Origin of the sequence: Alicyclobacillus dauci, from assembly GCF_026651605.1 — a bacterium.
Classification (GTDB): domain Bacteria; phylum Bacillota; class Bacilli; order Alicyclobacillales; family Alicyclobacillaceae; genus Alicyclobacillus; species Alicyclobacillus dauci.
Map to the genome: position 1 here is coordinate 4,132,865 of NZ_CP104064.1, position 15,936 is coordinate 4,148,800.

At 53.4% G+C, this 15,936-nt stretch carries 10 protein-coding genes and 1 rRNA gene; all 11 read right to left on the reverse strand.

All coding sequences use genetic code 11. From position 1 onward, the window contains the following. Window positions 1-632 precede the first annotated feature (632 nt). Window positions 633-1,967 (reverse strand): peptidoglycan DD-metalloendopeptidase family protein, encoded by a 1,335-nt coding sequence (locus NZD86_RS20715; protein ID WP_268043956.1) that lies wholly within the window; start codon window positions 1,965-1,967, stop codon window positions 633-635. Between the two features lie 918 nt (window positions 1,968-2,885). Beyond that, entirely contained in the window at window positions 2,886-3,833 is a 948-nt protein-coding gene (gene hprK / locus NZD86_RS20720; protein WP_268043958.1) for an HPr(Ser) kinase/phosphatase, read from the reverse strand. Window positions 3,834-3,848: 15 nt separating this feature from the next. Then, complete coding sequence (gene uvrA, locus NZD86_RS20725; protein WP_268046988.1) at window positions 3,849-6,731, reverse strand: excinuclease ABC subunit UvrA; 2,883 nt, start codon at window positions 6,729-6,731, stop codon at window positions 3,849-3,851. A 101-nt stretch (window positions 6,732-6,832) separates the two neighbouring features. After that, window positions 6,833-8,818, reverse strand: a complete 1,986-nt coding sequence (uvrB, locus tag NZD86_RS20730) for an excinuclease ABC subunit UvrB (RefSeq protein ID WP_268046989.1) — start codon at window positions 8,816-8,818, stop codon at window positions 6,833-6,835. Window positions 8,819-9,026: 208 nt separating this feature from the next. Next, complete coding sequence (locus NZD86_RS20735; RefSeq protein WP_268043959.1) at window positions 9,027-9,830, reverse strand: flagellar motor protein MotB; 804 nt, start codon at window positions 9,828-9,830, stop codon at window positions 9,027-9,029. After that, a complete protein-coding gene (locus NZD86_RS20740) occupies window positions 9,808-10,608 on the reverse strand; it encodes a flagellar motor protein (RefSeq protein ID WP_268043960.1) in 801 nt (266 codons plus the stop codon). Before NZD86_RS20740 ends, NZD86_RS20735 begins: the two co-directional genes overlap by 23 nt. Window positions 10,609-10,694: 86 nt before the next feature. Then, the gene (locus tag NZD86_RS20745) at window positions 10,695-11,978 is read right to left on the reverse strand and encodes a PDZ domain-containing protein (protein WP_268043961.1); all 1,284 of its coding nucleotides are present in this window, start codon (window positions 11,976-11,978) and stop codon (window positions 10,695-10,697) included. Between the two features lie 65 nt (window positions 11,979-12,043). Beyond that, complete coding sequence (gene ftsX, locus NZD86_RS20750; protein WP_268043962.1) at window positions 12,044-12,934, reverse strand: permease-like cell division protein FtsX; 891 nt, start codon at window positions 12,932-12,934, stop codon at window positions 12,044-12,046. After that, complete coding sequence (ftsE, locus tag NZD86_RS20755; RefSeq protein WP_268043963.1) at window positions 12,924-13,610, reverse strand: cell division ATP-binding protein FtsE; 687 nt, start codon at window positions 13,608-13,610, stop codon at window positions 12,924-12,926. The genes ftsX and ftsE overlap by 11 nt, the downstream gene beginning before the upstream one ends. A 134-nt stretch (window positions 13,611-13,744) precedes the next feature. Then, window positions 13,745-14,893, reverse strand: coding sequence for an o-succinylbenzoate synthase (gene menC, locus NZD86_RS20760; protein ID WP_326492610.1), 1,149 nt, complete (start codon window positions 14,891-14,893; stop codon window positions 13,745-13,747). Window positions 14,894-15,732: 839 nt separating this feature from the next. After that, a 5S ribosomal RNA gene (gene rrf, locus NZD86_RS20765) occupies window positions 15,733-15,849 on the reverse strand. Between the last annotated feature and the right edge of the window lie 87 nt (window positions 15,850-15,936).

Consider the following 15,936-nt stretch of genomic DNA (forward strand, 5'->3'; position numbering starts at 1 on the left):
GCGTAATTTCCGGTTTACGAGCCTGGTGTGATTGTTTGGGGGCCAACGAGGGTTGTACAGATGGACTCTGGGGTAACCTGACGCAAATAGACAAGCCGTGGAATTTTAAGGTTTGTTTCGGAGTGTACAGAATAGAGGAATCCCAGGCGCTTGTTGAACAAATCGAGTGGCTGGACAGAGGCATCAACGGTCTCTTGATCCCTTGTTGGCGGTGGTGGGAGCAGCAGTGTGACCAACTAAGGAACGCAGGTACCTTCGCTCTCCCGGTTGCCGTCTCCCGGCTCCTCCCGTGCCCCGCCTTGCCCCCGCATGAGCCTCAGGGTCTTACATACGAAGTGCGCAAATAGCAGAATGCCAGACCCTTATCGAAGCAATCGGGTCACCCGAGATTGTATAAGGCCATGCAGTTCCATGCAGTTCCCTTGTTGGGCAGTTTGTCACTGACCAGACGGCTCAACAGAGGCATCAACGGCCTCCTGATCCCTTGTTGGCGGTGGTGGGAGCAGCAGTGTGACCAACTAGGGAACGTAGGTACCTTCGCTCGCCCGCTTGCCGTTCCCCGGCTCCCCCGGCTCCCCGGCCCCGCCACCAACAAAACAGGCCCCCAACGGGGGCCCGCGTCATGTGACGGATTAGGTATATGGCATCGGGTTCACTGCCGTGCCGTTCATGCGAACTTCGTAGTGCAAGTGCGGTCCCGTCGCTTCACCGGACTCACCTGAATAACCGATGACCTCGCCCTTCGACACCACTTCGCCGTTGTGCACAGCCACTCGGGACATGTGCCCAAACACGGTCGTAATTCCGCTTCCATTGTCGATCTCGACCCAATTTCCATATCCACCTGAGTTCCATCCGGCGGAGATGACTGTCCCGTCATTCGTCGCGTGAATCGTTGTTCCCGTAGGTACGCCAATGTCTATTCCCGGGTGGAACTGGCCACCGCCGAAGCTGCGATACCCAAATGGCGACGTGATCAAATGGGAGTCTGTGGGCCAAATCCAGCCGCCACTCGCGACGCCTGCGTTCGTTCCCAGTTTGACAACTTCGTCAACCGGTTGTGTGACGGTATCCTTGGTGAGGACATGCTCAGCTGTTTGCTGACCATTGAGGTAGATTTCTGACACGGTTTCTTTTTGCGTTCCACACTTGCCGTCCGTTACAACCTTTTTGTCACCCTTAGCAAGTTGGGAATCCTTCACATACTTTACGTGGTAGGGTAAAGAGACAGTCTTCGTCACCGTCGCGTGTGTCTGAACCGAAAGAGCTGGACGTTGCGTTGTTGCCTGATGCGATCCGCTGTTCAGCTGTGCGGCTGGTGAAGAAGCACGTCCCGACATGGGATCGGTTGATTGGGGATGAAGGAGGAGCCGCGTCGCGTCACTTGGTTGGACAATGTCAGCGATCCCGATCGTCGTCGCAACAACCTTCACATCTCCAACAAACGACGTCGTGACATGTGAGGCCGACTTGATGTCACCTGCGAGCGCCTGTTTTACGTTGTTCAACACTTGATTTGCGGATTCGGTTGACGTTGTGTAGACGAGGGGCTGATTGTTCAACTCGATCACTGCCGCCGCCGTTGGGAACGATTCAACACGCTGCCACGGATAGTTCTCTCGAACCTGTGTATAGACAGGCGTCGACTCAAATTGAACGCCATAGCCAGCAGCCACTCGGTTCATTGTGTCAACGGTCTCCGGATTGTTCGGGACCAGTCCAATGTATTGTCCATCGCGGTAGATTTGTAGGCATGACTTGGATGCTTGAACATGTGACGATATCAGAACGGCACCACTGCCGATTACCAGTAAACTGGTGGTACCCGCAATGAACAGACGTGGAGATTTGAATTTCAGTAGGGTTGTCGATGTACCGGTCGTCTTCCATCTGTGCGTCGCCTTAACTTTCGGGCGAGCGGTAGCAAGCTTGGTTTTTACCGCTTGCAGGGCCGCTGTCCATTTCACTTCGCAGGCCTCCCTAACGATAACAAATTGCACAGCGAAATGGTTTCGACATTTTTAGTGCAAATCCTTGTCCGTTCGTCAATTTGTCGCATGTAAGATACTGCCGAAAAAAAGGCCTCCGAAATCAACTCGGAGGCCTGGTACTCATCTGTACTAGGTTTTGACCCCCCCTAACGCCGGTTTACCTTCCGACACCTCATGTGTTGCTACGGACTGTTTCTTCTTGCCATTTTTCAAATGGGCAAACATCCAATAGTTCCGTGCCCGCTTCTCTACCTCCGCTTGTTGGTATCTACGTAGACATTCACTCAAGTAATAATTGTACATATTCAACCTACTCCTCTAACATGTAATAAATTAAAAAAAGACCACAGAAAACTGTGGTCGAGGAAGTAGGGCAATGCCGCTATCGTGATCGAACGTAGACGCAAAAAAAGCGCACAACGGCTTTCATCGCCATCCACGCAATGTGTGATTCGTGTGCAGTTGTCGTGACATGTATGAGAAAAACGGTTGCTCCACCAGACACATTACATTGCCCGTACTTCCTCAGCGCAGTTTCACCAAGAAAGTCGTAACCCAATATTCAATTGGTTACAGGTGGCAATGTGTAAAAGTCACGCTGATGGACACCTCCAGAAAAACTATAATTTGGTTACAAGGTGAGTGTAAACGAAAACATTGGGAGAGTCAATTGCTTTTTAGGAAAGTTTTTCTTAATTATTGTGTGCGCGGTGTAGACCTGGGAGTGGCTCTCGCACCGCCCTTTCGGGTGCGGCGGGGAGGCCAGGGGATTAGGCGAAAATTTACTTCCCTTGCTCTTGATTCATTGAGGCATTCCCAGTAACAAGGGAACCAAAGTCGCTTACCCGGCGACCTTGACCCCTAAGTGACACGGCCGAACACGCCAGTCATGCTTTAATCGTTTTGTTTCGTCTGTGCGGCAATGGCTTGCGAGAGCTCATCTGTGAACGTTTTAGCCGCGTCATATCCCATGGCTTTGAGTCGGAAGTTCATGGCAGCAACTTCCACGATGACGGCCAGGTTTCGGCCTGGTCTTACTGGGACGGTGACGAGTGGGACGTCGAGATCGAGAATTTTCATCGTCTGCTGATCAATGCCGAGCCTGTCGTATGCGACATTTTCTTTCCACGCCTCGAGGTGGATGACCATGGCGATCTTCTTGTGCGTACGCACCGCACCTGCCCCAAACAAGGTCATGGCGTTGAGCACGCCGAGGCCGCGAATTTCGAGCAGATGCTGAAGGAGAGGCGGTGCACTGCCGATGAGACTCTCATCGGAGATTTGACGAATGACGACCGCGTCATCGGCGACGAGACGATGCCCTCGTTTGATCAGTTCCAGCCCAGTTTCGCTTTTACCAATCCCACTCGATCCGGTGATGAGAATCCCGATACCGTAGACATCGACTAAGACACCGTGAACCAACGTTTCCGGTGCCAGACGCTCTTCTAGATACGTCGACAGCGTAGCCGTCAGCCTCGTTGTCACCATGTTTGTTCCCAGCACCGGTATATGCTTTGCCGCAGCTTCTTGTAGCAATGTCGGTGGCGGCGTATCTCCGCGCGTTACCAGAATGCATGGTGTCTGTTGATAGGAACAAAAAGCAAAGACGCGCAGAGCCTGCTCACGCTCGTTCATCCCGCGAAGGAAGGACAACTCCGTTCGTCCCAGAACTTGAACGCGTTCCGCCGGATAATAACGCAAATAACCAGCCAAAGCCAGACCCGGACGGTTGATGTCCAGGGTCTCAATGACGCGGTCCAAGTCGGCGTCTTCATTAAAAACATGCAAGTCTAGGTCTTTTACCAATTGCCTAACGCTGACACCGCGTTCTTCGGTCAAATCGAATCCCCACCCCTATGATTTGAGAGACATGTCGACTTCCATCTTGGTATCTTGCTGCAGTTTTGCACGAGCAATATCGCGCTCAAGAATTGGCCCCAGGAACCGTCCAGTATAGGAGTCCTCCACCTTACAAATCGCTTCTGGTGTGCCGGCTCCAACCAGTTGCCCGCCTCGATCCCCACCTTCAGGTCCGAGATCCACCAGGTAGTCTGCCGTTTTGATCACGTCCAAATTGTGCTCAATGATGAGAACAGTGTCTCCATTGTCAACCAGGCGGTGCAAAACGGTCAAGAGTCGCTCGATGTCCGCAACGTGCAGCCCAGTTGTCGGTTCGTCCAAAATGTACAACGTTCGGCCTGTACTGCGTCGGTGCAGTTCGGAGGCGAGTTTGACGCGCTGAGCCTCACCGCCAGACAGCGTTGTTGCCGGCTGTCCCAAGCGCATGTACCCGAGCCCGACGTCCATCAGCGTCTGCATCTTCCGTGCGATACGCGGGATGTTCTCGAAGAAACTGACGGCATCCTCGACCGTCATGTCGAGCACTTCTGAGATGTTTTTCCCTTTGTATCGAACCTCTAGTGTTTCCCGGTTGTAGCGCTTGCCTTTGCACACTTCGCAGGGGACGTACACGTCCGGAAGGAAGTGCATTTCGATTTTGATGATACCGTCTCCTCGACACGCCTCACAGCGACCGCCGCGGACGTTGAAGCTGAACCGGCCCTTCTTGTAGCCGCGCATCTTGGCTTCGTTTGTCGTGGCGAACAGATCGCGAATGTCGTCGAACACGCCTGTGTACGTTGCCGGGTTCGATCTCGGTGTTCGACCGATGGGCGATTGGTCAATATCGACGACTTTGTCGAGGTGCTCCAGTCCCAGAATAGCGTCGTGTGCTCCAGGGCGAACGCGGGCACGGTTGAGATCGCGCGCCAGTGCCTTGTGCAGAATTTCGTTGACGAGTGTCGACTTGCCGGAGCCCGATACGCCCGTCACACACGTCAAGACGCCGATAGGGATCTTCACCGTGACGTTTTTCAAGTTGTTTTCCCGAGCCTTCTTGATTTCGATCCAGCGACCATCCGGCTTTCTCCGCTTTTCCGGAACGGGAATGAACCGACGACCCGATAAGTATTGTCCAGTCACCGACTCCGAGTCCTCCATGATCTGCTTTGGCGTGCCTTGCGCGATGACCTCACCGCCGTGGACGCCGGCCCCTTTGCCCATGTCGATGATGTAATCACACGCCATCATCGTGTCTTCGTCGTGTTCGACGACGATGAGGGTGTTGCCTAGATCGCGCATGTTTTCCAGCGTGCGAATGAGCCGTTCGTTGTCGCGCTGGTGCAGGCCGATACTCGGCTCGTCCAGAATGTACAGGACGCCCATCAGCGATGAACCGAGCTGTGTGGCCAGTCGAATACGCTGCGCTTCGCCCCCGGAGAGCGTTCCGGCGGATCGGGACAGGGTCAAGTAGTCGAGCCCCACGTCCCTGAGGAATCCGAGTCGGCTCTCAATTTCTTTGAGAATCTGGCGAGCGATTTGCATCTCCTTGTCGGAGAGACTCAGTGATGTGAAATATTCCAAGGCCTCGACGACGGAGTGGTCAGTGACCTCCGAAATGTTCCGATCATTGATCCGAACCGCCAGGCTCTGCGGCTTCAGTCGACTCCCTTTGCACGCTGGGCACGGCTTTGCGCTCATAAACGACTCAATGAACTCGCGAATGGAGTCTGACGCCGTGTCGCGATATCTCCGCTCCAAGTTCGGAATGACTCCTTCAAACGGGATACGAGCCGCCTTTCGCTGGCCAAAGTCGTTCTCGTACGCGAACTCGATAGCTTCACCCGTGCCGTAAAAAATCTTTTGCAGTGCTTCTTTCGGCAGATCGGCAATGGGTACTTCCGTATCGATCCCAAAGGCCTTACAGGCCGCGTTCAGCAACTGCGGATAGTACGTCGATGTCGATCCCGCCCATGGAACAATACCTCCATCGGAAATCGTGAGCGATGGATTCGGCACCACAAGGTCTTCGTCAACTTCCATGTTGACGCCCAGTCCCGAACAGGTCTCGCACGCACCGAAAGGGCTGTTGAACGAGAACATGCGCGGCGCAAGCTCATCCACGCTGAACCCGCAATTCGGGCAGGCCATGTTCTGGCTGAACATCAACTCTTCCCCGTCGATGACTTCGACGAGAACGATGCCTCCACCCAAACTCAGCGCTGATTCCAAGGAATCCGCGAGGCGGCTTTGCACGTCGTCACGTAGGACAATTCGGTCGACGACGACTTCGAGATTGTGCTTTTTGTTTTTCTCCAGTTGGATGTCTTCGTCCAACTCACGAACTTCACCGTCAACACGGAGCCGAACATAGCCGCCTTTGCGCATCTGCTCGATGACTTTCTGGTGTTCACCTTTGCGGCCGCGGACAACCGGAGCAAGAATTTGCAGACGAGTCCGCTCCGGAAGCTGCATAATACGGTCCACCATCTGCTCGACCGTCTGAGACGTGATGGGGATATCGCAATTGGGGCAGTACGGATGACCTACTCGCGCGAACAGCAGACGCAGGTAGTCGTAAATTTCCGTCACGGTGCCCACAGTCGACCTCGGGTTGCGGCTCGTGGTTTTCTGATCGATGGAAATGGCGGGTGACAAACCGTCGATACCGTCCACATCTGGCTTGTCCATCTGCCCAAGGAATTGACGGGCATACGCCGAAAGGGACTCCACATACCGCCGTTGTCCCTCTGCGTAAATCGTGTCAAAAGCGAGCGAAGATTTTCCTGACCCACTCAGACCCGTCACGACAACAAACTGGTCCCGTGGAATACGTACACTTACGTTCTTCAAATTGTGCGCACGCGCTCCACGCACGTGTATATAGTCTTGTGGCAAAAGGTTCACATCCCTCAACAGGTTGCCCGACAAGGGTGACACTGGGTGTTTCCGCAGCAGTGCTTCCATCTCGTCGAACATCTATTTAACTTAGGCCGCGCTTACGAAGCGTCCACTAACTCCGAAATCATATCGCGCAACTGAGCTGCTCGCTCGAACTGCAACTGCTTCGCGGCTTCGCGCATTTCTTGTTCCAGTTTTGCAATGAGGTCTTTCCGTTCGCGCTTGCCAAGCGATTGTGCCTGTTCGGCCACGCTTACGTAATCTTCGGCTTCCTCCGCGACCTTCGTCGATTCGATCACGTCGCGCACCGCCTTGTGAATGGTCGTCGGCACAATCCCGTGCAACTCGTTGAAGGCAATTTGCTTCTCCCGGCGACGCTCTGTCTCATCGATGGCGATACGCATGGAGTCCGTAATCTTGTCGGCATACATGATGACGGCACCGTTGGCATTCCGAGCCGCGCGACCAATAGTCTGAATGAGCGAGCGATGTGCGCGAAGGAAACCTTCCTTGTCCGCGTCGAGGATGGCAACGAGCGACACTTCCGGCAAGTCAAGTCCCTCGCGGAGTAAGTTAATGCCCACGAGTACGTCGAAGACACCTTTGCGCAAATCGCGCAGAATGACCATCCGCTCGATCGTCTTGATATCCGAGTGCAGGTAGCGAACCTTGATCCCGATCTCCTTCAAGTAATCCGTCAAGTCCTCGGCCATCTTTTTCGTCAGCGTGGTCACAAGGACGCGTTCACTGCGGCGAATGCGTTCGCGGATTTCACCGACGAGATCGTCAATTTGGCCTTTGATGGGCCGGACCGTGATCGTCGGATCCAGGAGTCCCGTGGGTCGAATGATCTGCTCGACGATTCGCTGCTGATGCTCCTCTTCGTACGGACCCGGAGTGGCACTGACGTAAATACACTGCCCGACCGTGCGCTCAAACTCCTCGAACGTGAGTGGCCGGTTGTCGGCAGCCGATGGCAGGCGGAATCCATGCTCAATAAGCGTTAGCTTCCGCGATCGGTCACCGCCGTACATCCCGCGAATTTGCGGCAGGCTGACGTGGGATTCGTCCACCAGAGTCAGGAATCCCGGCGGGAAATAGTCCAGGAGGGTGTTCGGCGGTTCGCCGGCACCCCGGCCTTCAAGGTGCCGTGAATAGTTCTCGATGCCTGAACAGAAGCCTATTTCCATCATCATCTCAAGATCGTACATGGTTCTCTGTTCCAGTCGTTGCGCTTCCAGCAGCTTGTCGTTGCTGCGCAATTCCTGCAGACGTTCCCGTAACTCGTCCTTGATGCGGGCCATGGCCTGTTCCAAGCGGGGCCTGGACGTGACGAAGTGGGACGCGGGGAAGATACTGACGTGTGAACGACGTGCCACGACTTCCCCTGTGAGCACGTGGATCTCGGTAATTCGGTCGATCTCATCCCCGAACAACTCCACCCGAACGGCATTTTCATCCCGGGATGCCGGGAAGATCTCCACAACGTCACCTCGCACACGAAATGTGCCGCGAGTAAAATTCAAGTCATTCCGCTCGTACTGCATGTCGACGAGCCGACGGAGAATCTGATTCCGCTCAATGGTTGCACCGACACGCAATGAGAGAACGTGCTCGCTGTACTCCTTCGGACTACCCAAACCATAAATGGCGGAGACACTGGCCACCACGATGACGTCATTGCGTTCCAAAATAGCCGCCGTGGCAGAGTGCCGAAGTTTATCGATCTCGTCGTTGATTTTCGCATCCTTCTCGATAAACGTATCCGTCGAAGGAATGTAGGCTTCAGGTTGGTAGTAATCGTAGTAACTGACAAAATACTCGACGGCGTTGTTTGGGAAAAACTCGCGAAACTCCGCGGCGAGCTGTGCTGCAAGGGTCTTATTATGGGCCATCACTAGGGTGGGCCGGTTTACTTCAGCAATGATATTCGCCATGGTAAACGTCTTGCCAGAACCGGTAACCCCGAGCAAGGTTTGGTGGCGCAGACCAGAGTCCACCCCGTCCACAAGTGCGTCGATGGCCGCAGGCTGATCACCTTGCGGCTTATATTCAGAAACAAGTTCAAACTTTCCGGGTTGCATTGACAATCGGAGCCCTCCCGTCAAGTCAAATTCCGTTGTAATTGATTGTCATCAGCAATAACAGGTTTACCTTACCATGCACACGACAAAAAGGGAACAAGTGTTCCCTTTTTTCGCGAGCGATGTAACTGTCTATCACAAATTATAGTGAATGTACCGAGTGGGGTAAAGCGACGGCACGGCGCAATGGAGATTCAGGAAAACATTGTTATTGATTTGTGTTAGGTTGCGACGCGGCTGTACCCGGCTGAACATCCTGTTTCAAAATGACAATGTTCACTCGCCGATTCAGCTGCATGTTCGCCTTATTGTTGTTCGGTGCGACATTGTTGTACTGCCCATAACCTGTACCGGATAACCGTGAGGGATCAATCCCTCCATCCGACAATACGTGAACCACACTCATGGCACGGGCGGCGGACAGTTCCCAGTTAGACGGGTAAATGGCCGTGGTGATGGGTTGATTGTCCGTGTACCCCTCGACGAGAATCTTGTTTGGCAGTGATTTGAAAAGCGGGATAAACCCTTTGATCAACTTCTGCGCCTGCGGGTGCAGGACCGCTTGCCCCGTATCGAACAGTGCCACGTCCTTCATCGTGATCTGGACGCCTCGCGACTCATTCGCAATAGAAACCTGGTTCTGCAAATGGTGTTGCGTGACATAGTTTTCCGCAAGCTGCGCGAGATTGTTCAACTGCTGCTGATCCTGCTGATTCGCCTTAGTCTGCTCCGCCGGATTTGAGTAATTATTTGGATTTGGCGGTTGACTCCCGTTATCCTGAGTGCCGCTCATCAGCAGCGCCGTCTTCCCCATCCCGTTGAGGGGGACTTGGTCGCTCTGATGCATGGCAGCCTGCAGGGATTTCACAAGAGACTGAAATCGAATTTGGCTAATCGTGGACATCGAATACATGATGATAAAGAAGACCAGCAACAGTGTGATCAAATCCGAATATGTAATCAGCCAACGCTCATGGTTCTGCGGCTTTCTAGGCTTCCGCGGTCTCGGCATCTGCCTCACCTGCCCTGCCCTTGCGTTCGCGTTGCGACGACGCTAGGAACGAAAGAAGCTTTTGCTTCAGCACATTTGGGTTTTCACCCGCTTGAATCGACAAGATCCCTTCAAGCGTCATCTCTCGCTCAAGGACTTCATCTTCCGATCTAGCCTTCAACTTATTAGCAAGTGGCAACCATAATATATTTGCGCTAGCAACACCGTAAAGCGTCGCAGTAAAAGCGGTAGCAATTTCGGGTCCTAGTTTAGAGACATTATCCAGATTGCCGAGGACGTGGATCAACCCCATCACTGTACCGATAATACCCATTGTGGGGGCAAAACCGCCGGCAGATTCAAACATACCAATTCCCGCTTCGTGGCGGCGCTCTATGTAGGAGATTTCGGTTTCCAACATCTGCTTTGCCAACTCAGGGTCAACACCGTCAACAACGAGACGAACACCATTTTTCAGAAACTGATCATCCAACTGCTCTACGTTTTCCTCAAGTGCCAAGATCCCTTCGCGTCGAGCTTGAATCGCTAAGTTGACCAGGCTCTCAATTGTATCGTGAGGATTGGTGGCTTTTGTAAAGAACGCGATTTTTAAATACTTCCCGATCCCCGTAAAAGACTTCATTCTGCTCCCTAGCAAAGTTGCACCAATTGTACCTCCGAACACAATCACCAGCGCAGGCAATCGCCACAATGAAGCAAGTGAACCTCCGTCCAAAGTAAAACCAAATGCTAAGCCAACAACCGCCACGATGAGTCCAATAATGGTTGCGAAATCCATACTGCTTCCTCCCCCATTCCAAAGCAGACCCTATTTTCACCCGTTTGTATATCTCATTCATCCACATTCATTGTCTATAAGCCGCGTTAGCGGTTCCTGCGAAGGTACATTGTTTCGAGAAAGCCAAGCGGACGCTTCAGTGCCAAGGCCGGCTGTTCACCTGGAACGACAACGATTAAACCCAGCTGATGGCGTTCTCCCTCATACACCGGATTGCCTACGAGCCGAACTTCACCACGCGTATCTATAATCTGAAATTTCGCGTAGGCTGGATTCTGGTCGAATGCAAAATGCAAATCATACTCTGTGTGAACTGGCGTTTGATTCACATGCGTCACAATTTCTCCCGGCAACAAGCCGAGTTTATCGCTTAGGGAATCGCGAATGGTATACAAAACCATGACACCGCGATTGTCCGGAGCAATCAGTGGCTCCGACGAGGCATCAACACGACGCCAGACACTTCTGACACATTCGATTAGCGCGATCATCACCGGCGCCGCCAGCCAACCAAAGTCGATCTTCGTCCATTGTTCAACGGCAAAACCCGCCGCCAGGACGGCAGCTTGAGCAAGGTTCCACCATCTCCATTGAACGAGCACCCGCTCCGGTTTGAGTGCCGTAAACAGCCCGTGAAGTCCGAACACAACCGGTATGATACAAATCCCTAAAGACGTCTGCGGCGATGTTAACCAAGGATGGAAACCACCGAAAAACGTAACCGCGCCGTGATTGATGGGCGTCATCCATAGCATGAGGGGCATCACAAATCCCAGTTGGATTTTCAATGCACCTATACGTCTGCCTCGTTTACTCGTCATGAGTGCCGGAAATACAGCATCACGTTTGTTCCACCACTGGAGCAAGAGTTCCGCCAGCGCCGCGACGACGCCGATTGCCAACCAACTCTTCGTCTCAAATCCCTGGAGAAACCGGAGAGCGGATGACAGGAACGATGGTCCCGGTGACTGAAACATGCCCGCGACCCCTGCCAGTGTAACCGCGACACTGATGGCGAAGGAACTGGACGTAAATCGTGATCGGATGGCCCCTAGCACCAGGGATAACACCGTGACAAACAAGATGGTTGTCCACGATACCGCTGCACCGAGTGCCAGTAACGCAGCCGAACCAACGGCGCCAACTACACACGCCTTGACGTAGCGAACGACGAGAGGTTTGACGATTCGCGTAACGCGTATACCAAACCAAAGACGTTCATTTCGGATATTACAAACAAGGTCCCAAATGATGAACGCCGTGATCACGTAATGCAACGGATTCAACAGAAACGTGAGCAGAGCCACCAAGACCAGTTGCAACCCGGATGTAACAGTCCAGTGATGCATACGCAGATTCCCTTTCTCCATACCATCTCTGCTGTTCTTTAATTCGCTCGATGATACGGATTTCCCTGTCGTCTAAATTACGAACTTTAGACGCGGAGGAACTTTCTGACTGACATGACACCTCCCCACACCCCGATGACCACACCGATGCCAATGAGGACGATGGCCAACTTCATCGACAAATCACCGCTTTGTACGAGCGGAAAGGCTAGTCCCACAAATGTGCCGTGCACATATGAGTACAATGCATTATACCCGTAGCCTAGAATGGCGAACGGGATGACGGCCCCAAGCAGGCCAATGAACATGCCCTCAACGATGAACGGCCAACGAATAAACCAGTTCGTCGCCCCGACGAGTTTCATAATTTCAATTTCGCGCCGACGCGAGAATATGGTGATTCGGATGGTGTTCGAAATGAGGAACATCGACGTGACCAGCAGCGCAACCACAAAGAGAATGCCCACGTCCCGAACCACATCAAGCGTGTGGAAGAGTGGTCCGACGATATCGTGCGGATCGCGAACGGTCTTGACCTCAGGCATCTTCTTCACTTGGTCAGCGATTTGCATGATGTCGCGTGGGTTATTAGCCTGGACGGTCAGCTTGATGGGTATCGGATTTGACTTGAAGCCGTTTAATACGTCGTTGTATTGCGATCCCAATTCCTGCTTCATCTGGTTCAAACCCTGGTCCTTGCTCACCACCTGAACAGACTTGACCCCCGGCATGTCGCGAATTTCAGTCGCTACTTGATCCCCTGTTTGTTGTGACGCAGACGGGGACAAAAAGGCGCTGAACTCGACTTGGTTCGCAACGTATGTGGATACTTGTTGCGCATTCATGGCAAGAATCAGCGATAGCCCTAGGACAGCAAGCGTGACCATCACTGCGCTGACGGAAGCAAATGTCATCCATCCATTGCGCAAGAGATTCCGTAATCCTTCTCGTAAGTGGCGTGCTATTCTAGTCATCATATCCGTACAACCCTCGCTGCTCATCGCGTGCAATGATTCCATTTTCAATACCAATAACCCGCCTTCTCAGCGAGTTAACGATGTCTCTGTTGTGTGTTGCCATGACAATTGTTGTACCCCTGTCGTTAATCCGTTGGAATAGGCGCATAATGCCCCAAGACGTGTCGGGATCGAGATTTCCTGTAGGCTCGTCGGCAATAATGACAGATGGATTGTTTGCAAGTGCTCTCGCCACCGCGATCCGCTGCTGCTCGCCCCCCGACAACTGAGACGGCAACTTGTCACCTTTATCTTCCAAGCCGACCTGAGCTAGCACATCCTTCACGCGACGCTTGATTTGTCTCGGCGATAACCCAATGACTTCAAGTGCAAATGCGACGTTTTCTCCGGCGGTCAGTTTCGGCAGGAGTTTGAAGTCCTGAAAAACAACGCCGATGCTGCGACGGAGCAGGGGGATTTTATGGTCCTTCAGCCGCTCAATATTGAATCCGTTGACGAAGATATGCCCTCGTGTGGGGCGTACTTCCCGGTACATCAGCTTAATAAACGTGGACTTTCCCGCTCCACTGGGTCCAACTACGTATACGAACTCACCTTTTTGAATATGGATGGAAATCCCGTTGAGTGCTTTCGTCCCGTTGGGATACTCCTTCCATACATCCTGCATTTCTATCACTTCGCTATCATTCTCCTCTAACATAAATTGGTTGATTGGCTAGATTCGCTCAGTAACCAGAAACGCCGAACGTAAACAATAAGAAGGATTCGACGCTTTTCGCCATAATTCCTGTTGTGAATATCTCACATTCCCTACAGAACGATGGTATTTGACTGAACTGTGAAGTCATCCAGCCGTTTCCAGTTAACCCGTGAAGCCACACCACATAACGGTTCAACCGCAAGAAAACCCGGGCGATGGAATGTGACTGGCGGATCGACAATGTCGGACTCGAAGTACCGATCACTCGGCCCCGTATCCGTCGGCAACCCAAACCCAGGCAGACTGCACAGAGCAATATTGTGCAAACGGCCGATACCGGTCTCGTACATACCACCGCACCAAAGTCCCAACCCGAGCCTCACTGCTTCGTCGTGAACGGCGATAGAACTGCCAAAGCCCCCTACGCGCCCAGGCTTCAAGTTGATCACTTTGCATGCACCGATCATCGCAGCGCGACGGACGTCGTTGGCGGATCGTATACTTTCATCGAGACAGATAGGTGTTCGGAGCTTGTCTTGGAGGGCGGCGTGATCGACAATGTCGTCGTACGCCAACGGCTGCTCGATCATCATCAGCCCTACCCCATCCAATCCCGCCAACAATTGCGCACACCCCTCATATGCACTATTCGCATCGGCCATCAAGGGTATGTCCGGCAACGCCCGGCGGATCGCCATGAGCGGTTCAACGTCGGCTCCCGGCGCAATCTTTAACTTAATCCGCTGAAACCCGTCGGCAACTGCCCGCCGGGCCCTTTCCTGCAATGCATCCAAGTCACTATTCATACCAAGGCTGATTCCAGCCGGTACCTCGCGAACGGTGCCCCCCAGGAGTTGATACAACGGCACCTTTGTTTCCGCTGCATACGCATCCCAAATGGCCATCTCAAGCCCGGCCTTGGCCATCCAATTTCCGCGAATTCGGCCCCATCTCTCGCTCATGTACCTCAAGCCCCGTGTTTCGTTTATATCAACGTCTCGCATGGATGGCACGAGAAAGTCAGTCAACACGTGCCACGCTGTCGAAACCGTCTCTTCTGTGTAAGTGGGTTCCCTCATAGCAACACATTCCGCGACGCCGACAGCACCTTTCTCCGTCTCCACGATCACGATAGTCACATCTTTCATGGCATGCATCCCATATGATGTTTTCACGGGTTCCCTCAAGGGCATTTGAACACGCCTCAACGTACACTTACGAACACGCATCTGCTCCCGTCCTTTCCTGCCACTTTCCATCCCTGCCTCAGGCTTGCCCCGCCCACAGAAACCCGGTCTGGATCGAGTGGGGCTGTGCGGAGTAGACCAGTGCCGAGGCTTACAGTGCTACGGACTGTCTGCGTGGCTCTGGCTGCGCTATAGATGATATCAGAAAGGCGAGCGGTGTTGTCGGGCCCTGCCTGGCAGGGCTGACGGGGTGGGGGTGGGGTGGAGGGCCGGTGCAGTGGGCGGGTGCGCGGGGCGGGGTGCAGGTTCGGGGAGGGGAAGGGACCGGCGTGCCGTTGTTGGGCAATTTGCCTTCGTTCACACGCGTACAAGGCATCGGGAGACCGTTGTGCGTACTGTCCAGTGGTCGACGAAGTGGCAAATGTCGAAATTAAGGTGTCGCGTTCCTTTATTCAATCTTCGGTGACTGGATTTTGTCTATAAGGGCCTGGTATTCCCCTACACTCCGCCGGTAAGACTGTCTCGTTTATCCGAGGCCTCCTAGGTGGATGCGTGCCAAGAGGGGTCCCGCGCCGTAAGGTGCCGTCATTCCCTTGATCGGCATTGTTCCTCCGCTCGGGCACGACAAGTGACCAGGAATCCTTTGTCGCCTAGGTACAGCCGTATGAACAGTCGAAACTGGCCACATAAAGGAACCGTCCGACGACATGTATCAAGTAACGGACTGGCAATCTGCTATTCCATTCCCCCGGAGGCCCTAATGTTCATGCGACCTTTCTAATTTGTTTTGTCGCATTGTAAAATCATTCGTCACATGAAAGTTAGTCCCCTCATGCACCTTCCCCCGTACAACAAAACAAAAAAGCCCCCAAGGCAGCATCCTATGCTCCCTCAAGGGCTCTTTCTCTCTCGCCTGGCAACGTCCTACTTTCCCAGGAGGTCTCCCTCCAAGTATCCTTGGCGCTGGAGGTCTTCACGTCCGTGTTCGGTATGGGTACGGGTGTTTCCCCTCCGCTATGGCCACCAGACTGCTTGGGCTCCGGGCTCTCTCTACGCTGGCTTCGCCCTTACGGGCTGCAGAACGCTTCGTTCGATCCCTCCACCAAGGCATCTTG